The organism is Mesorhizobium sp. WSM1343 (assembly GCF_055901535.1).
In genome coordinates this window covers 3,443,643-3,462,474 of the sequence record NZ_CM148370.1, presented here as the reverse complement: position 1 = coordinate 3,462,474, position 18,832 = coordinate 3,443,643, and the positions used below count along the sequence as shown (strand labels likewise).

At 63.4% G+C, this 18,832-nt stretch carries 15 protein-coding genes; 3 read left to right on the top strand and 12 right to left on the bottom strand.

What is annotated here, in order from left to right:
- Positions 1 to 6: 6 nt before the first annotated feature.
- The 6 genes from AC0NIL_RS16740 to AC0NIL_RS16715 form a co-directional block, all read right to left on the bottom strand.
- Positions 7 to 3,168, bottom strand: a complete 3,162-nt coding sequence (locus tag AC0NIL_RS16740; RefSeq protein ID WP_027160580.1) for an efflux RND transporter permease subunit — start codon at positions 3,166 to 3,168, stop codon at positions 7 to 9.
- Positions 3,165 to 4,439 (bottom strand): efflux RND transporter periplasmic adaptor subunit, encoded by a 1,275-nt coding sequence (locus tag AC0NIL_RS16735; protein WP_473573158.1) that lies wholly within the window; start codon positions 4,437 to 4,439, stop codon positions 3,165 to 3,167. The genes AC0NIL_RS16740 and AC0NIL_RS16735 overlap by 4 nt, the downstream gene beginning before the upstream one ends.
- Positions 4,440 to 4,686: 247 nt before the next feature.
- The gene (locus AC0NIL_RS16730; protein WP_013531049.1) at positions 4,687 to 5,283 is read right to left on the bottom strand and encodes a LysE family translocator; all 597 of its coding nucleotides are present in this window, start codon (positions 5,281 to 5,283) and stop codon (positions 4,687 to 4,689) included.
- 132 nt (positions 5,284 to 5,415) lie between these two features.
- Positions 5,416 to 5,988, bottom strand: a complete 573-nt coding sequence (gene ilvN / locus AC0NIL_RS16725; protein WP_013531048.1) for an acetolactate synthase small subunit — start codon at positions 5,986 to 5,988, stop codon at positions 5,416 to 5,418.
- An 85-nt stretch (positions 5,989 to 6,073) separates the two neighbouring features.
- Positions 6,074 to 7,855: an acetolactate synthase 3 large subunit gene (locus AC0NIL_RS16720; RefSeq protein ID WP_473573160.1), complete on the bottom strand. Its 1,782-nt coding sequence runs from the start codon at positions 7,853 to 7,855 to the stop codon at positions 6,074 to 6,076.
- Positions 7,856 to 8,112: 257 nt separating this feature from the next.
- Positions 8,113 to 9,267, bottom strand: a complete 1,155-nt coding sequence (locus tag AC0NIL_RS16715; protein WP_473573161.1) for a DUF6600 domain-containing protein — start codon at positions 9,265 to 9,267, stop codon at positions 8,113 to 8,115.
- Between the two features lie 420 nt (positions 9,268 to 9,687).
- On the opposite strand from AC0NIL_RS16715, the gene AC0NIL_RS16710 reads away from it, so the two are divergent.
- Positions 9,688 to 11,490, top strand: coding sequence for an NAD(P)/FAD-dependent oxidoreductase (locus AC0NIL_RS16710; RefSeq protein ID WP_063172441.1), 1,803 nt, complete (start codon positions 9,688 to 9,690; stop codon positions 11,488 to 11,490).
- A gap of 71 nt (positions 11,491 to 11,561) precedes the next feature.
- Here AC0NIL_RS16710 and tmpB read toward each other — a convergent pair whose 3' ends face one another.
- Positions 11,562 to 12,152, bottom strand: coding sequence for a (R)-1-hydroxy-2-trimethylaminoethylphosphonate oxygenase (tmpB, locus tag AC0NIL_RS16705; protein ID WP_063172442.1), 591 nt, complete (start codon positions 12,150 to 12,152; stop codon positions 11,562 to 11,564).
- Complete coding sequence (tmpA, locus tag AC0NIL_RS16700) at positions 12,149 to 13,300, bottom strand: 2-trimethylaminoethylphosphonate dioxygenase (protein ID WP_337121751.1); 1,152 nt, start codon at positions 13,298 to 13,300, stop codon at positions 12,149 to 12,151. The genes tmpB and tmpA overlap by 4 nt, the downstream gene beginning before the upstream one ends.
- 121 nt (positions 13,301 to 13,421) lie before the next feature.
- Between tmpA and AC0NIL_RS16695 the strand changes: the two genes are divergently transcribed.
- Complete coding sequence (locus tag AC0NIL_RS16695; RefSeq protein WP_473573163.1) at positions 13,422 to 14,297, top strand: LysR family transcriptional regulator; 876 nt, start codon at positions 13,422 to 13,424, stop codon at positions 14,295 to 14,297.
- A 4-nt stretch (positions 14,298 to 14,301) separates the two neighbouring features.
- Here AC0NIL_RS16695 and AC0NIL_RS16690 read toward each other — a convergent pair whose 3' ends face one another.
- The 3 genes from AC0NIL_RS16690 to AC0NIL_RS16680 are packed head-to-tail and all read right to left on the bottom strand — an operon-like array spanning position 14,302 to position 15,786.
- Positions 14,302 to 14,865 (bottom strand): GNAT family N-acetyltransferase, encoded by a 564-nt coding sequence (locus AC0NIL_RS16690; RefSeq protein WP_473573174.1) that lies wholly within the window; start codon positions 14,863 to 14,865, stop codon positions 14,302 to 14,304.
- A 44-nt stretch (positions 14,866 to 14,909) separates the two neighbouring features.
- The gene (locus AC0NIL_RS16685) at positions 14,910 to 15,218 is read right to left on the bottom strand and encodes a hypothetical protein (RefSeq protein WP_013531040.1); all 309 of its coding nucleotides are present in this window, start codon (positions 15,216 to 15,218) and stop codon (positions 14,910 to 14,912) included.
- A gap of 4 nt (positions 15,219 to 15,222) precedes the next feature.
- On the bottom strand, positions 15,223 to 15,786 hold the full coding sequence (locus AC0NIL_RS16680) for an XRE family transcriptional regulator (protein WP_224674879.1): 564 nt from the start codon (positions 15,784 to 15,786) through the stop codon (positions 15,223 to 15,225).
- A gap of 154 nt (positions 15,787 to 15,940) precedes the next feature.
- Between AC0NIL_RS16680 and AC0NIL_RS16675 the strand changes: the two genes are divergently transcribed.
- The gene (locus AC0NIL_RS16675; RefSeq protein ID WP_024501408.1) at positions 15,941 to 17,770 is read left to right on the top strand and encodes an ATP-binding protein; all 1,830 of its coding nucleotides are present in this window, start codon (positions 15,941 to 15,943) and stop codon (positions 17,768 to 17,770) included.
- Positions 17,771 to 17,987: 217 nt separating this feature from the next.
- Here the strand turns inward: AC0NIL_RS16675 and AC0NIL_RS16670 are convergent, their stop codons facing one another.
- Positions 17,988 to 18,779, bottom strand: a complete 792-nt coding sequence (locus AC0NIL_RS16670) for a GGDEF domain-containing protein (protein ID WP_013531037.1) — start codon at positions 18,777 to 18,779, stop codon at positions 17,988 to 17,990.
- Positions 18,780 to 18,832: the final 53 nt, after the last annotated feature.

Below are 18,832 nucleotides of genomic sequence, written 5' to 3'. Positions count from 1 at the left end.
TACCCCCTATTCGGCGGCCGCCCGCTGCGGCTCGGGCAGCATGTCTTCCCTGGGCTTGAACAGCGAGGGCTGATCCCCCGCTTCGACCGAGCCCGGCTCGCCCTTGCGCTTCGACCAAAGCCCGACCAGCCAGCCCGAGAAATTCTCCATGTAGACATAGATCACCGGCGTCACGAACAGGGTCAGTGCCTGCGAGGCAAGCAGGCCGCCGACAACGGCAACGCCCAGCGGCTGGCGCAGTTCGGCGCTGGCGCCGGTGCCGAGCGCAATCGGGAACGTGCCCATGAGTGCCGCCAGCGTCGTCATCATGATCGGCCTGAAGCGCATCAGGCAGGCCTTGTGGATCGACTCGGTCGCCGACATGCCTTCTCGTCGCAGTTCGAGCGCGACATCGACCATCATGATGCCGTTCTTCTTGACGATGCCGATCAGCATCAGGATGCCGATCACCGCGATGACCGACAGATCCATGCCGGCGAAGCGCAGCGCAACGACCGCTCCCAGTACGGCCGACGGCAGGCCGGTGAGGATGGTCAGCGGGTGGATGAAGCTTTCGTAGAGGATGCCGAGCACGATGTAGATGGTCAGGATTGCGCCGCCGACCAGAAAACCCTGGTTGGCCAGCGAATCCTGGAAGGTCTTGGCCGTGCCGGCAAAGGTCGTCGAGATCACCGTCGGCATGCCGATCTGCTCTTTCAGCGCATTGATACGCGTCACGCTGTCGCCCAGCGCCACGCCCTGCGGCAGATTGTAGGAGATGGTCACGGCTGGAAGCTGGCCGAGCTGGTTGACGGTCAGGGCGCCGGCCGTGCGATCGACGCGGGCGAAGGCGCCGAGCGGAACAAGACTGCCGCTCGCCGTCCTCATCTGGATGGCCAGCATCCGCTCGGGCGACCACTCGATCTTGGGATCGAGTTCGGTGATGACTTCATAGCTGTCGGCCGAACCGAAGATGGTCGAAACCTGGTCGGTGCCGAACCCGCCATAGAGGGCGGAGCGCAACGTGTCGGTATCGATACCGAGTTGGGCGGCCTTGTCGCGATCCACCACCAACGTCGCCTGCAGCGCATTGTTCTGCAGGTCGCTGGTGACGTCGGTGAAGTTCGCATGGTCGGCCGCCATCGCGTCGTTCAGTTTCTGCGCCCAAATATCGGTGAGGCCGGTATCAAGGCCCTGAACCACGAGCTGGTAGGCGCTTGCGGACGACCGCGAGCCCAGCCTCAAATTCTGCACCGGCTGCATGTAGGTCTCGATGCCCGCCACGCCGGCCAGTTGCTTGCGCAGATCCGCAAGCACCTTCTCGATATCGGGGCGCTGGTCCTTGCCCTTGAGCTGGACGAAGAGCTGCCCCTGGTTGAGCGCGTTGTTGCCGCTGCCCGCCGACCACGCCACATGGTCGACATAGGGCGAATGCGAGAAGACGCTGGCGACCTGCCCTTGCAGCCTGGACATGGCGTCGAACGAGATGTCCTGGCGGGCAATGGTGGTCACCGAGATCTGGCCGATATCCTCTTGCGGGAAGAAGCCCTTCGGCGAGATCTGGATCAGCCACACCGACGCTGCCGCGGTGCCGACGAAGACGAGGAACACCAGGAAGGTGTGCCGCAGGCAGAAGCTCAAGACCCTGTCGTAGCCGCGCGTGACGAGGTCCTGCTTGTGACCGGGGCCATGCTTGTCGCGGTCGGCTTTGGTCACCGACAGCAGCCGCGAGCACAGCATCGGCGTCAGCGTCAGCGACACGAACATCGACGCCAGGATGGCGACCGTCACCACCACGGCGAACTCGTTGAAGATGCGCCCGATGACGCCGCCCATCAGCAGCACGGGGATGAAAACCGCCACCAGCGAGATCGAGATCGAGATGATGGTGAAGCCGATTTCGCGCGCGCCCTTCAGCGAGGCGTCGAAGGCCGACAGCCCGTCCTCCTCCATGTGGCGGAAGATGTTTTCAAGCATCACGATGGCGTCGTCGACGACGAGGCCGACCGCCAGGGTCAGGCCCATCAGCGAGATGTTGTCGATGGAAAAGCCGAACAGGAACATCGCGCCGAGCGTGGCGATCAGCGAGATCGGCACCGCCACGGCCGGGATGATTGTCGCCGTCACCCGGCGCAGGAACACGAAGATCACCATGATGACCAGGGCAATGGTGAGCAGCAGCGTGAACTGCACGTCGCTGACCGCCTGCCGGATCGAACTGGAGCGGTCGTTAAGCAGCTTGATGTCGGCGGCGGCCGGCATCTGGTCCTTGAAGGACGGCAGCATCGCCTTGACCTTGTCGACGACGTCGACAGTGTTGGCGTCGGGCTGACGCTGCACGGCCATGATGATCGCGCGGGTGCCATCGTACCAACTCGCCGTCGTGGTCGTCTGCACCGAATCGACCACGCGGGTCACCTCGCCCAGCCGTACCGGGTGACCGTTTTTGGTGGCGATGATGATGTTGGAGAAACCGGCGGCGTCGGTCAGCTGCGTGTTGGCGGTGATGGTGAGCTGCTGCTTGTCGTTCTGGAGCACGCCGAGCGGCGTGTTGCTGTTGGCCGAGGCAACCGCCGCCTGCAGCTGATCGATCGAGATGCCGCGTGCGGCAAGCGCGGTCGGGTCGATCTGGATGCGCACCGCGTATTTCTGCTGGCCGAAGATCGAGACCTGCGCCACGCCGTCGATGGTCGACAGCGACGGCGAGATGACGTTTTCCGCGAACGCATCGAGGTCGGTCAGCGGAACCGTGTCGCTGACCAGCGACATCAAAAGGATCGGCGCGTCGGCCGGATTGACCTTGCGATAGCTCGGCGGCGCCGTCATCTGCGGCGGCAATGATTTCTGCGTGCGCGCGATCGCCGCCTGCACGTCGGCCGCCGCCGCGTCGATGTCGCGGTTGAGCACGAACTGGATGGCGATCGAGGTCTGGCCAAGCGAGTTGGTGGTCGAGATCGAATCGATGCCGGCGATGGTGGCGAACTGCTTGATCAGCGGCGTCGCCACCGATGTCGCCATGGTTTCCGGCGAGGCGCCGGGCAGCGAGGCCGAGACGTTGACCACCGGGAATTCGGCGCTGGGCAGTGCCGCCACCGGCAGGAACTTGTAGGCGAACAGCCCGCCCAGCACGAGAGCGAACGACATCAGAAGGGTGGCGACGGGCCGGCGTATGCAGAATTCGGAAATCATTGGGCGGCCTCGCCGGCGCTGGTCGCCTCGGCCACCTTGGGCGCAGCGGCACCCGCCGTGGTCTTGCCTTCATGCACCGCGGCGCCGTCCTTCAGCCGTGTCTGGCCCTCGGTGACAACCTTCTCACCGCTTTTCAGCCCCTGGCTGATGGCGCTGTTGTCGCCTTCGGTCAGCGCCACCTGCACCGGCCGCATCTCGACCGTGTTGTCCGGCTTGACCACATAGACGAACGGGCCCTTCTGGCTTGGCTGCACGGCGACGGTAGGAACCGATGTCATCTGCGGCATGATGCCGGCGTCGAGCACGACATTCACATACTGGCCCGGCCATAGCGAAAGGTCGGCATTGGGAATACTTGCCCGCGTCGCAATCGTGCCCGACGCGGTGTCGACGCTGGAGTCGACGAAATCGAGCGTGCCCTTGCCGATCGGCGTCGCGTCACCATCCTTGGTCAGTGTCACCGCGCCCTGCTGCGGATTGGCAAGCGCCTTGTGCAGCAGGGCGAGATTGCTTTCCGGCAGATTGAAGTTGACCTGCAGCGGGTCCATCTGGGTGATGGTCACCAGCGGGGTCGCCGTGCTGCTGTTGCCATTGCTGACGGTGACGAGATCGCCGACGGCGACGCTGACCGCGCCCAACCTGCCGGAAATCGGCGCCGTGATCGTGGCGAAGCCAAGCTGGACATTGTCGGCGTCGATTGTCGCCTTGTCGGCGTCAACGGTCGCAGCGGCAGCCTTCTGCGCGGCGACGGCCTGGTCGTAGGTCTGCTGCGTGCCGGCCTGCTTGGCAACCAGATCCTTGGCGCGCTGGAGATCGGAATTCGAACTGGCAAGCAGCGCCTGGTCCTTGGCGAGCGCAGCCTGATCCTTTGCCAGCTGCGCCTTCAGCGCCCGGTCATCGAGCGAGAACAGAACGTCGCCGACCCTGACCATCTGCCCATCCTTGACGTCGATCGAGACGATCTGGCTGGACACCCGCGCGTTGATGTTGACGACGGCGGGAGAAGAGACGAAGCCGATCGCATAACGCCGGATCGGGAAATCGGCTGTCGAGGCGACGGCCGAGAGGATGGAAGCCGAGCGGGCGGCACCGCCGCCACCTGCCGCCTTGTCGCCCGCTGCCGGCTTGCCGGTTGCCGATTTGTCCGCGGCAGCGACCTGCTTTGCGCCGATGAGCTGCTGAGCCTTGCTCAGCGCGTCCGGAGACACATAGAGCCAGGCCGCGCCCGCACAGGCGACGGCAAGCAACGAAAGAACGACTTTTCCACGCATGGTCAAAGGCCCTCTCCACCCGACACGTCGTGGTCCGATGGTTCTACTCTAGCGCAAATCACGGCCCGTTGCCGCGATTTCGCCGAATAGATAGGACGCGCCTTTGTCGGAAAAGGGCCAAAACACGGCATTACGAAGATTTAATGTGCACTGCACAATGGATGTGCAACACGGGCTGAATCCCCATCCGACGGCTTGCGAGCCATCGCCTTCCGGCCTGAGACGACCAGAATGTGCGCGTCTCGACCTATTTGAGCATCGGCCAAAGCGTCGCCGCCAGCAGCACCCCCATGGCGATGTTGAACCATTTCAGCCGTACCGGGTCCGACAGGAAACCGCGCAGCGCGGTGCCGAACCCAGCCCACACCGAGACGCTCGGCAAATTGACGACGGTGAAGGCCACAGCGATCAACACCACCGACAGGAACGGGTGCTCGGCATTGGCATAGACGGCCATGGCGGTGATCGCCATCACCCACGCCTTGGGATTGACCCACTGGAATGCAGCCGCCTCGATGAAGCGCATCGGCCGCGCCTTCGTCTCGCCCTTGCCGGTCAGCGTGCGCGACATGGCGATCTTCCAGGCGAGGTACAGAAGATAGGCGCCGCCGGCGATCTTGAGCGCGGTATGCAGCGCCGGAAACGCCGTCAACACAGCGCCAAGGCCAAGACCGACGGCAAGCAGCAGCACGAGGAAACCCATGCTGATGCCAAGCATGTGCGGAACGGTTCTGACGATGCCGAAATTCACGCCCGATGCCAGAAGCATGAGATTGTTCGGCCCCGGCGTGATCGAAGTCACCAAGGCGTAGACAAGCAGGGCAAGGAAAGCGTCAAGCGACATGGATATCCTCCCCGACAAGTCAGGATCGTTGTCTTTTCTAGGCAACCCGCAAAGGCCCACGGACGGCCCACAGCGGGGCCAGAAGCCTCACTGTGGAAGCTGGCTGGCGCGCCCGGCGCCAGCACCGAAGGCCTACATCGCCTGCGGGCCGCGGTTCAACGCCGCCACGCCGGTGCGGCAGATTTCGACCAGGCCGAGCGGCTTCATGATGGCGATGAACTGATCGATCTTGGAGCCCTTGCCGGTGATCTCGAAGATGAAATGCTCGGTGTTGGCGTCGATGACGCTGGCGCGGAACGCATCGGCCAGCCGCAGCGCCTCGACCCGGGCCTCGCCGATGCCGGCGACCTTGACCAGCGCCAGTTCGCGCTCCAGCGGCCGCTCCTGGCCGGATTCATGCGAACGCACGGTCAGGTCGACGACGCGGTGCACCGGCACGATGCGCTCCAGCTGGTGCTTGATCTGCTCCAGCACATGCGGCGTGCCGCGCGTCACGATGGTGATGCGCGACAGGTGTTTTTCATGCTCGGTCTCGGAGACGGTCAGGCTCTCGATGTTGTAGCCGCGCCCGGAAAATAGGCCGATGACCCGGGCAAGCACGCCCGGCTCATTGTCGACCAGCACGGAAAGCGTGTGGTTTTCCGGCTTTTCCGTTTCCTTGGCGATAAAATAGGCCGAACCGGTCGGTTGTAGCTGTGCGTTCATGACATGAATCTCGATTTCAAGCTCTTGAGCTAATTCGTTGTTTGCGCAGGGCTTTCTCGCGACAGCCCTGCCTTGGTTCTGCCGGCTACACCAGTTCCCTGCCCTTGGCGTCGATGGCATTGGCCACCGCCTCGTCGGTCGCCTCGTCGGGCAACAGCATCTCGTTATGCGCCTTGCCCGACGGGATCATCGGGAAGCAGTTGGCGAGCGTCGCCACGCGGCAATCGAACAGCACCGGCTTCCTGACCGAGATCATCTCCTTGATCGCGTCGTCCAGCTCGTCCGGCTTTTCGCAGCGAATGCCGTGGCCGCCATAGGCCTCGGCCAGCTTGACGAAGTCCGGCATCGCCTCGGTATAGGAATGCGACAGCCGGTTGCCGTGCAGCAACTGCTGCCACTGCCGCACCATGCCCATATACTGGTTGTTGAGGATGAAGATCTTGATCGGCGCATTGTGCTGCACCGCCGCGCTCATCTCCTGCATCGTCATCTGCACCGAGGCGTCGCCGGCAATGTCGATGACCAAAGCGTCGGGATGCGCGATCTGCACGCCGAGTGCTGCCGGCAGGCCATAACCCATCGTGCCCAGCCCGCCCGACGTCATCCAGCGGTTCGGCTTCTCGAAACGATAGTGCTGCGCCGCCCACATCTGGTGCTGGCCGACCTCGGTGGTGATGTAGGTGTCCATGCCCTTGGTCAGTTCGTAGAGCCGCTCGATGGCGTATTGCGGCATGATCACGTCGTTGTTCATCTTGTAGGCGAGCGAGTCGCGCGCACGCCATTTGGCGATCTGCTCCCACCAGGGGTAGAGCGCCTTCTTGTCGGCCTTGGCGCTCGCCCGCCACAGCCGCACCATATCCTCCAGCACCCGGCCGACATCGCCGATGATCGGCACCTCGGTGTGGACGTTCTTGTTGATCGACGACGGATCGATGTCGATGTGGATCTTCTTCGAGTTCGGCGAGAAGGCGGTCAGCCGGCCGGTGATGCGGTCGTCGAAGCGCGCGCCGATGCAGATCATCACGTCGCAATCATGCATGGCCATGTTGGCTTCATAGGTGCCGTGCATGCCGAGCATGCCCATCCAGTTCTTGCCCGATGCCGGATAGGCGCCGAGGCCCATCAGCGTCGAGGTGATCGGGAAACCGGTGAGATCGACCAGTTCGCGCAACAGATGGCTCGCTTCCGGGCCGGAGTTGATGACGCCGCCGCCGCTGTAGATGATCGGCTTCTTGGCGCCCGCCATCAACTCGACCGCCGCCTTGATCTTCTCCAGGTCGCCCTGGACCTTTGGCTGGTAGCTGGTGCGTGGCGCGATCTGCGGCGGGACATAGAATCCCCTGGCGAACTGCACATCCTTCGGGATGTCGACGACGACCGGACCGGGACGGCCGGTGGTCGCGACATGAAAGGCCTCGTGGATGGTGGCGGCGAGCTCGTTGACGTCCTTCACCAGCCAGTTGTGCTTGGTGCAGGGGCGCGTGATGCCGACCGTATCGCATTCCTGAAAAGCGTCCGAGCCGATCAGCGAGGTCGGCACCTGCCCGGTCAGGCAGACCAGCGGGATCGAATCCATCAACGCGTCCTGCAGCGGCGTCACCGCATTGGTGGCGCCCGGGCCGGAGGTCACCAGCATCACGCCGGCCTTACCGGTCGAACGCGCATAGCCTTCCGCCGCATGGCCGGCGCCCTGCTCATGGCGCACCAGTATGTGCTCGACCTCGTCTTGCTGAAAAATCTCGTCATAGATCGGAAGGACAGCGCCGCCGGGATAGCCGAAGACATGCTTGACGCCATTGTCCTTCAGCGCCTGCACCACCATTTCGGCGCCCGTCATCTCGCGCCGCTCGTTCTGTCCGTTGCTCATCGGTCTGGTCCCGTACTGTCGCCATTGGGCGTTTGCTGGTCGTTTAGTCGTGTTTCAGGCAATAAAAAAGGCCCCCGAGGGAGCCTGTGTCTTGCGCATGGGGGGTTTTCGCCCGGCGGTTACACCGCCTTGCCCACGCGCTTTCCTACGAGAATGAGTGCTGTTTTCATGGTGGCGGACACTAAGGGCGGGCAAGGCGACCTGTCAACGGGAAAAATCGCGCCGGCGCGCACAGCGTGCCGGCGCGATTGAGGCGATCAGCCCGGCGCCTTGCAGCGGGAAACGCGCGGATCGCAGTCGGACACCTTCCTCGCCTGCATCTTCGCTGGCGGATGGTGAGGTGCCACCCTTGCCGGGCCATGGTGCTGGGGCATGTGCATTGCCAACGCCTGCTGATGCGGCTTTTGTTGCCCGGCACCGCGTGCAGGACGCTGCCCCGAGACCGGCTTGGCCGACCCCGGTTTGGCCGACGATTTGACAACGATACGTCCATCGCCCGCGGTCCTGTCGGCATGCAGCTTGAGCGCATCGGCCTTCGCGCCGTTGCCGGCGACCATCCGCTTGCGCACAGTGTTGCCAGGCTTCACGACGGCTGGATTGCTGGCAGCCACCGCGCCCGGGGAAATGGCCTTGCCGCCGATCGCAGTCTTGGGGCCCGCCACGATTTGCCCGTTCCCCATTGCATTGCCGGCAAGCCTCTTGATTTCGGCGCCCCTGGAAGCATCGAGACGTGCACTGGCAAACACGCCTTGGGGCGGAGGAACCAGTTTTGCCGCCTTGATCGATTCCATGACGGGCTTCGGGAGTTGCTGCAGCCGGGGTCCGGCATTGATCGCAACCACCTGGTTGCCAAGCCGCACGCGTGGCGCATTGTTGACCGCGACCGTCTGGTTGATGAATGTCGTGTTGCGCACGATGACGACGTTCTCCTGAACCGGCCGCACCACCCTGACCAGATCCACCGCGCCGATCGCCGCCACCGGCACGAAACACCACCAGGCGTCGTCGAAGGCGGCACCGACGTCGGGCGGCGCCGGAGCCCAGCCGACATCATTGCCGCCCTGACGCCAGACCACCCAGGCTGGCGCCCATTGATCGCCGGCGATCCACACCCAGCCGAAATCGGGATCATACGCCCAGCGGCCATAGTGATAGACGACATCGCCGAATGGCTCGGTGGACTGCCAGTACCAGCCATTGTCAGTCCAGACCCACCTGCCTTCGGTGTAGGGCCGCCATTGGGTATGCACCGAGGGAACCCAGACATCGCCGAAGCGGCTGGAGGTTCGCCATCCGCCATAGTTCGAAAGCCTTTCGCGGACGGTGACGGAAATTTCCGCCGCATGCGCCTGTGTTCCGGGCAGCACCAGCGGGCCGGTCAGCGTCGCACTCAAGGCGATGACCGCGGCCATTGCTGCAGCACGTCCACGCCGGCCGAGAAAGTGGCGTGAAGACGCTTGGAAAAAGGATATGATAATCATAACGGGCTCCAGAGTTCCGCATCCAGAAAATCCCAGGAACCGCCCTGCTGCCCGCCACCGCTTCCCGGCTTCTCACCGATCGGTTGTCATCGTCCCCGGTGACCGCATTGCGGCATTTGACCATCAACTTTGCGCGACCGGCGCGGCATTCACAAATGGGACGGTCGTTTCCGGCGCCCGGGCGATTGCGAAACCGCCGGGTGATCCCATTTTGCGAATAAACCATTGAAACCGCTGGAAACTATGGTGGGGCGTGACGAGGGCCGCCATCTCTGACGATACTTGATCGTCCGGCGGCAAGCCCGTCGGAGCCACCACCATGACGATCTGGATTTCACGGGAGGAAACCTGATGCTCGACAAGCCCTCTAGCAAGAAACTGTCTGACGTACTCGACCAATTCGGCGCCGCGCTTGCTGCCAATGACATCGAGAAGGCGGTCGATTGCTTTCAAGAAGATTGCTACTGGCGCGACCTCGTTACCTTCACCTGGAACATCAAGACCATGGAAGGCCGCGACCAGGTCCGCGACATGCTGAAAAGCCAGTTGTCGAACACCAGGCCATCGCACTTCGCCATCGCCAAGGGCGAGGACGCGACCGAGAGCGGCGAACTGATCGAGGGCTGGATCAGCTTCGAGACGGAGGCGGCACGCGGCTTCGGCCATATCAGGCTGAAGAACGGCAAGATCTGGACGCTGCTGACCACCATGGCCGAACTGAAAGGCCACGAGGAGCCGGCAGGCTTCGCGCGGCCGATGGGCGCCAGGCACGGCTCGGGCAAGAACCGTCCGACATGGAAGGAAGAGCGCGAGAGGGAAGCCGCCGAGCTCGGCTTCAAGACGCAGCCCTATACGGTGATCATCGGTGGCGGCCAGGGCGGTATCGCGCTCGGCGCGCGGCTGCGGCAGCTTGGCGTGCCGACCATCATCATCGAGAAGAACGAGCGTGCCGGCGACAGCTGGCGCAAGCGCTACAAGTCGCTCTGCCTGCATGACCCGGTCTGGTACGACCATCTGCCCTATATCGATTTCCCCAAGAACTGGCCGGTCTTCTCGCCCAAGGACAAGATCGGCGACTGGCTGGAAATGTACACCAAGGTAATGGAGCTGAACTACTGGTCCTCGACCGAGGCCAAAAGCGCCTCTTATGACGACAAGACGAAGGAATGGACCGTTGTCGTCCACCGTGACGGCAAGGACATCACGCTGAAGCCGAAGCAGCTGGTGCTGGCGACCGGACAGTCCGGCAAAGCCAATCTGCCGAAATTCAAGGGCATGGAGACTTTCGAGGGCGATCAGCACCACTCGTCGAAGCATCCGGGTCCCGACGCCTATGCCGGCAAAAAGGCCGTTGTCATCGGATCCAACAATTCCGCCCATGACATCGCTGCCGCACTTTGGGAAGCCGGCGCCGACGTGACCATGGTGCAGCGCTCGAGTACCCATATCTCCAGGTCCGACACGTTGATGGAAATCGGACTGGGTTCGCTCTATTCGGAGCAGGCGCTGCAGAATGGCATCACCACCGCCAAGGCCGATCTCATCTTCGCTTCGCTGCCCTACAAGATCCTGCACGAGTTCCAGATCCCGGCCTATGCCGAGATGAAGAAACGCGATGCGGCATTCTACAAGGGACTGGAAAAGGCCGGTTTCATGCTCGACTGGGGCGACGACGAGTCCGGCCTGTTCATGAAGTACCTCAGGCGCGGCTCTGGCTATTACATCGATGTTGGCGCATCGCAGTTGGTCATCGATGGTTCGATCAAGCTGAAGAGCGGCGTCGACGTCGAAGAGATCAAGCAGCACTCGGTTCTGCTCAGCGACGGGTCGGAACTGCCTGCGGACCTCATCGTCTACGCCACCGGCTACGGCTCGATGAACGGCTGGGCCGCCGATCTGATATCGCGCGAAACCGCCGACAAGGTCGGCAAATGCTGGGGCCTCGGCTCGAACACCACCAAGGATCCCGGCCCCTGGGAAGGCGAGTTGCGCAACATGTGGAAGCCTACACAGCAGGAAGCGCTGTGGTTTCACGGCGGCAACCTGCACCAGTCACGCCACTATTCACAATTCCTGGCGCTGCAGCTGAAGGCCAGGCAGGCCGGCTTGGCGACGCCGGTCTACGGGCTGCAGCAGGTGCATCACAAGGGGTAGGCGAGCGCGATTCCGGCGAAGCCGGAAGAAAGGAGGCAGGGCTTGCACCCTGCCTCCTTCCTTTGAGGGAATTACGCCGGCTTACCCGCCGCGAATTGCGTCACCACCCGCTGCAACAGCGGCACGTAATCGCGAAACGTCCGCGTCTTCATGTTGGCAATCTTGCCGCTCTCGTCCCAGATGCGGACCCGGACCGCTTCCTCATGGAACGGGTTCTTGCGGAACTCGGCCACCTCCTCGGCATTCATCGGCCCGCCCTGCAGCGACAGCGTATGCACCGAGGCCGGCGAAAGCCTGCCGAAATAAGTCGGATCGGTGGCGCAGAGATAGCGCTTGGCGGCGACATGCAGCCTGACGCATTCGACGATGACAGGTGGAAAGAACGGCGCCAGCACTTCGCCGCCGGCTTCGTCATGATGCTTGTCCTCGACATCCTCGGGCGAATAGGTGCCGAACTCGCTGGTGTAATGGCCAATGTCGTGCAGCAGCGCCGCCGCCACCAGCTCGTCCGGCGCGCCGTCCTTTTCGGCGAACCAGGCGCCCTGCAGCATGTGCTCCGACATGGTGACGGGTTCGCCGAGGTAGGATTCCGCACCCCGGCGCTCGAAGATGTCGGCAATGAATTCGACAATATTGTCCGCGTTCAAATCCTGGCTGCTCATTCCGCCGCCTCCTTGAACCCGTGTTCTATCGACGCGAGCGTCGACAGCAGGCCATCCTTGTCGGCGTAACAGCCCTGCAGCCAGCGCTTGCCGGTTCCGGAAAACGCCTTGCGGGCGTGCATGACGCGCGTGTTGTCGACGATGAAAGCCTGCCCCGCTTCGAGCTTGAACGTCACTTCGAAGGATGGATCCTCGATCAGTTCGGCGAACCGGCGGTAGGCCGCGTAGTACGCTTCCATGTCGGCGAAGGGCACGTCGACCGTCGGCGCCAGCGAGCGGTTGTTGAAGCGGATGCAGATCAGCTCGCCATCGGGCCCGAGCTCGATCATCGGCCGCTTCGCCTGCAGCCGCACACCGGAAGAGCCGGCATATTCGAAGCGCGCCGGGCATGAGCTCAGCAGCCGGAAGCCTTCCGGGTTCTCAGCCTGCAGCGCAGCCGCGACGGCAAACCCGTCGACGACGCTGGATTCGCCGCCCTCAACCGTATTCTCGATGCAGGACAGGATCTGCAGCGTCGGCACGGGGTCGCGATAGGGATTGTCGGTATGCGCCTGGAGCCCGAGATTGGTGTAGGCGAGATTGCTCGGATTGACCTCGGCGCGCACTTCGAACCAGCGCCCGTAATTGGTCTCCCTGATATAGCCGAACAGATCGGACACCTTGCACAGCGCTCCGGATTCGGTCGGCAGATCGTCCATCACCGCGAAGCCATAGGCTTTCACCGCCGACAGCCATTGCCGCAAGACGGCTTGGTCGCCACTGGCAGCAGAATAACCGGCGCGCGGCACCGAATTCTGCATCGAGGCCTTGGTCCATCGCACGGTGGCCTCGTCCGTCCAGCCGGGCTGGCGGGCCGCGTCACGATCATAGGCATTGGCGCTCAGCCATGCCGCCGGGAAACTCACTGTTTTCTGCTCCGGCACGAAGCTGACTTCCAAGGCACCGCCCTTGACCGATGCCGCGCCGATCCTGATGTCGGCGGGAATGTCGAGGATGGTGATCAGCCGTTGGCCATTGCCGGCGCTGCGCGTCTTGTCGTCCAGCGCATTGTCGCGCAGCCACATGGCGTGAAAGCGGCTGCGCGACCCGTCCTTCCAGCCAAGTTCGATTGTTCTGCCTTCGTCGCCGATCAGCGCGTGGGTGAGCATGGAGATCCGTTCCTGTCCATTGCGTCCCCCGCAGCTGATCCGCAGGGTTTCGATTGCATGTTGATCGCGCGAGAGGCATAATTCAAATTATCCTTTTTTGGCCAATGACCACGATATACTAATGTCTCGAACCACACCCCTGCCGCCGCTCGACTGGCTGCGCAGTTTCGAGGCTGCGGCGCGGCTGTCGAATTTCACCGCGGCGGCAGCCGAGCTTGGCCTCACCCAGGCGGCCGTCAGCCAACACATCCGCTTTCTCGAGGAGCGGCTAAAGACACGTTTGTTTTCGCGGCTGGCGCGCGGCGTCGCCCTGTCGCCGGAGGGGGCAGCCTACCTCCCCCACATCCAGTCGGCCTTCGCCGCCATCGGCAACAGCACCGCGGAACTGTTCGAGCCGCGCGCCGTCCAGACCGTGACCATCCGGGCGCCGATTTCCTTTGCCTTGCTGATGCTGGTTCCGGCGCTGCCCGATCTCGCGAAGGCACTGCCGCGCATCCAGCTCGACCTGGTGACGATCCATCGCCCTACCGATTACGACCTGCCGGGCTCGGTGCTCGATATCCGTTTCGGCAACGGATCCTTCCCCGGCCGCGAAGCCGACAGGCTGACCGCCGAGCGGCTTGTGCCGGTGGCGGCTCCGGGTCTGGTGGGCGACGCAGACTGGACCTCCTTGCCGCTGCTTCTGGTTGCCGGCGCGCGCGAGATGTGGGCGGAATGGTTCGCTGCCGCCAGGCTGGCCGGCCATCCCAGGCGATCGCACCGCTTCGACAGCTTCGTTGCCGCCATGGAAGCGGCCAAGGCCGGCGCCGGCGTGCTTTTGGGCTCGCGGCCGCTGGTCGATGCGGCGCTCGACAGCAAGACGCTGGTCAGGCTTTCCGACTTCGAACTCTCCAGCACATCGGGCCATTTTCTGACCAAGGCGTCGACAGCGCGCCTGACCGGCGCCGAGCAGGATTTCCGCCAGTGGTTGCTGTCGCGCCTCTCCGCGCCGGCTTGACCGGTTACGAGATTTGCCCGATTCGCTTCCAGTAGATCAGCGTGCCGGTCAGCCCGCCATGCGGCTTCAGGGCATAGTCCGGTATCTCACCGGCCAGCGTGAAGCCCAACCGCTCATAGAGGCCTGAGGCGCCCTCCTCGGTTGCCGTGTCCAGAACCAGCAGCGTGCGGCCCTTCTCCACCGCAAGCCTCTCGGCGGCCCGCATCAGGCGCGTTCCCACGCCCCTGCCCCGGTAGTCGGTGCGTGTCATCAGCTTGGCGATCTCGGCCCGGTGCGGCTGGTTGGGCGGACAGTCGAGCAGCAAGGTCACGGTGCCGACCAGGTTTTTGCCGTCCCAGGCGCCAAGCACCGCTCTTTCGCCCCTTGCCGCCGCGGCCAGCGATTTCTCCCAGAAACCCCTTGCCGCCGCGGCCAGCGATTTCTCCCAGAAACCCCTCGCCGCCTGCGGCGCCAACGGATGCATGAAGCTGACCGAACCGCCTGCCGCCACCGTTGCGACCAGCAATTCGGCCAGCCCGTCCTGCGTCTCGGCAGCCGGGGTCAGGGTTGCGATCTCGATCGAGTTCATGTGCGGGATATCCTGTGATTGCGATAGAAGCGGGCGCATTGCCGTCACTCCAGATGGCGCGCGCGGCGACGCTTTCGCGCCGCCTTGATGGCGCTGATGCGGTCGGCATCTTCGTGCCCGAGGTGCCGCCCGCGCTCGAGAATCTCGAGCGTGTACTCCTCGTAGGTCAGGCCAAGCCGCTCGGCTCTGTCCATGCGCAACAGCATGACCTCGTGGCTCGGCGCCTTCCACGCCTTGGCGTGCGCTGCCTGCCAGGCCAGGAAGATATAGGGATCGCCCGTGCCCCATGGCGGGCCCTTGTACTCATCGAGAGGCGGCCCCCCATTGTGGGAGCGCTTTGGTCTCTTTGCCATTGTGTCAGCCTCTGACCAGGGCGACCAGATAGTCGGCGCCGGGCTCCAGGGCATGGAAGGTGCAGTCCGACGGCGCCCCAAGCGCCAGGCAGTCGCCGGGCTCGAGCTTGTGCGCCATATCGCCTTCGATGAATTCGAGCCGCCCGGAAATCAGCCATATCTGCTGCTTGATGAAGGCGTATGAAGCAGCCGGAAAACTGACCCTGGCGCCCGCCGGCAGATGCACCTTGATCAGTTCCAGCGGCATATCGCCAGCCGGCGAAAGATGCCGCCTGACATAGCCGGTATCGGGATCGCGCCATACCGGCTGGTCGGCCTCGCGCAGCAGCCCGCCGCCCTGCAGCTCGGCGCGCGCGATCAAGGTCGACAGCGTCATGCCGAAGGCCGACGCGATGCGCACCAGAAGCGCCGCCGTCGGGCTGGTCTTGCCTCGTTCGATCGTGCTGAGCATCGCCTTCGAGACGCCGGAACGCTCCGCCAGTTCAGCCAGGGACCAGTCACGCATGACCCTTTCGGCGTGTATCCTGCGGCCTATCGTCGAGGAAATTTCGTTCGCTATATCATCCATATGTCTATTATAGCGAAATATTGACGCCGGAGAAGAGCCGCCTTGCGACAATTTTCACAGGCCCCTTAATGCTCTCTACACCATCCGACCTCATCGGGCCTTAACCCCATTCGGGTAGGATCGACTCTCCAGGGAAATGGGGATTGGCCTGTCCATGTATGTCGAACGCGAAGCCTCCGTGGGGGAACCGACCTCGCAGGAGCGCCGCCAGACCGAGCAGAACGACAAGCGCATCCTCGGCAATGTCGTGCAATGCGACGGCGCTCGCGCCACCATCAGCGCCTATGCGGACGATGCCGACGGCGCGGTGACCGGCCTGTGGACAGTCGGGAAGATGATTTCCATCAATCTCGGATCGACGCGAACCGTCGGCCTTGTCTACGCGATCGGCAAGTCGGACCGCGCCTGGAGCAATGAGGGCCAGAACGCCATCGAGGTCAGCATCGAACTGATCGGCGAAGTCCGTGACGGTGCGGAGCCCGGCGCCAGACCGGTCTTCGACCGCGGCATCACCACCTATCCGCATATCGGCGCCGTTGCGCATCGCATCCGCACCCGCGACCTGCAGGCGGTCTATGACCTTGCCGGGCGTCATTCGATCACGATCGGCACGCTCGCGCAGGACGAGACGATCGCCGCCAACATCGCTATCGACGATACGCTGGCGCGTCACTTCGCCATTGTCGGCACGACCGGCGTCGGCAAATCCACCGCCGTTTCGCTGCTGCTGCGCAAGTCGATCGCGGCACGGCCGGATCTGCGCATCCTGATCCTCGACCCGCACAACGAGTTCGCGGCATCGCTGCCCGAATACTGCGTCAGGGTCGATTCCAAAACCTTGGATCTTCCGTTCTGGATGTTCACGCTGGAGGAATTCGCCGAGGTGCTGTTCCGGGGCCGCGAGACCGAGCCGGAAGAAATCGATGCCTTGCGCGACCTGATCCCGGCCGCCAAGAATCTCTACCGCAACCCGAATTCGGGCTCCTATATCAGGCGCGGCAGCGATGCGCTGACCGCCGATACGCCAGTGCCTTACCGCATCGCCGACCTGCTCAAGCAGATCGATGAGCGCATGGGCATGCTCGAAAGCAAGACCGATCGCCCGACGCTCAAATCGCTGAAGACGCGCATCGAATCGGCGGCGGCCGATCCACGTTATCGCTTCATGTTCAACTCGCGCCTGATCGAGGACACCATCCACGAGACGATCGGCAACATCTTCCGCGTGCCGCATCATGGCCGCCCCGTGACCTGCTTCGAGATGGCCGGCATGCCGTCCGAAGTGGTCAATTCCGTCTGTTCGGTGCTGGCGCGCCTGGCCTTCGATCTCGCTCTGTGGAGCGAAGGCAAGCTGCAGCTTCTGTTTTTGTGCGAAGAAGCGCACCGCTATATGCCGGCCGACCCGCGGCTCGGCTTCGCGCCGACCAGGCATGCGCTGTCGCGCATTGCCAAGGAAGGCCGCAAATATGGCTGCTATCTCGGCGTCGTCACCCAGCGCCCCGGCGAGCTCGACCCGACCATCCTGTCGCAATGCTCGACCTTCTTCGCCATGCGGCTTGCCAATGAGCAGGACCAGGCGATCATCCGCTCGGCGATTGCCGACTCTTCTGCCTCGACGCTTGCCTTTCTGTCCTCGATGGGCCAGCGCGAAGCCATCGCCTTCGGCGAAGGCGTGGCGACGACCATGCGGCTGAAGTTCGAAAAGCTGCCGAGCCACCTGCTTCCCGGCACCGCCAAACGCGAAGAGGCCACGTCGAAGCCGGGCGACGATGTCGATCTGGTGGCGATCGTGGAACGATTGCGCAACGTGCCGAAATCGACGCAGCAGGCGATGGCCTTCGCCGAGGTCGTGGATTCAGGCCGCCAGGCCGGCGACCCCGACTACCGCAAGCCACCCGCCGCACGCCCGCCATCGGACGACGATTTCGACATGCGCTACGGCCTCAAGCCCGCAACCTTCGGCCTGCGCCCGCAAAACGATTGAGCTTGCGACCCGGCTGTTCTGCCGGCCGATTGAGAAGCCGCGCTAAGCTCGCGCCCTGCCTGGACCGCTTGGGTAAATCCCGTCAGGGAATTCGTCAGGCTGAGTCGGGTGGTGCTATTTTCGAGAACCGGAGCGGAGCGGACATTTGAGTCCGTGAGCATCGGAAGCGCAGAAAACGGCGCCAGACGGCCAGCCTCACGAATTCAGGGACGGGATTTTAGGCGCAGACGCGGTTGCGGCCTTGCCTCTTCGCCTCGTAAAGCTGGCGGTCGGCGCGGCGATAGAACTCTTCCGCTGTTTCCTTGCGGTCCCAGACAGCTAGCCCGACGCTGGTGGTGATCTTGAGGCGGACATTGCCCGACAGCACCGACATGTTGGCGATCGCCTTGCGGATGCGCTCGGCAAACTTGCCCAGAAGCTCGGCGTCCATGTTGGGCGTGACCACGGCGAACTCCTCGCCGCCCAATCGCGCCACCACATCGTGGTAGCGCGTCATATCCTTGAGACAGCTTGCGACGGCCTTGAGCACTTCGTCGCCGACGTCATGGCCGTGGGTGTCGTTGACCTGCTTGAAATGGTCGAGATCGAGGATCATCAGCCCGACGGGCTTTTCGATGCGCCGGAACTCCTCGAGATACTCCTTCAGCGCATCATCGAAATAGCGCCGGTTCTGCATGCCGGTCAGGCCGTCGGTCAGCGCCGCATGCTCGAGCGTTTCCGACCGCGCGCTGAGCGAGACCGTCATGGCGCGCAGCTTGCCCTCCTCCGTCGCCTGTTTTCGAATCAGCGGATAGATGAAGAAAATGCCGAAGAACAGCGCGGTGGCCAGGAGCACGCCGGTCGCGAACAAGAGCTTGTTGAGATAGATGACCTTGTCCAGACCCGAAGCCGTATGCAACTCGTCGGCGAAGGACTGCAGAAGTCCATAAGCATGCAGCGTCACCAGGCCGGCGGCCAGGATCACGAATATAAAGACGAAAAATGCTGATTCCGCCTTGTGAAAACGCATCTGCTCCCCGTTGGAAAAGTGCCCATCGACCTTATGGCATGGGCGGGCTTACG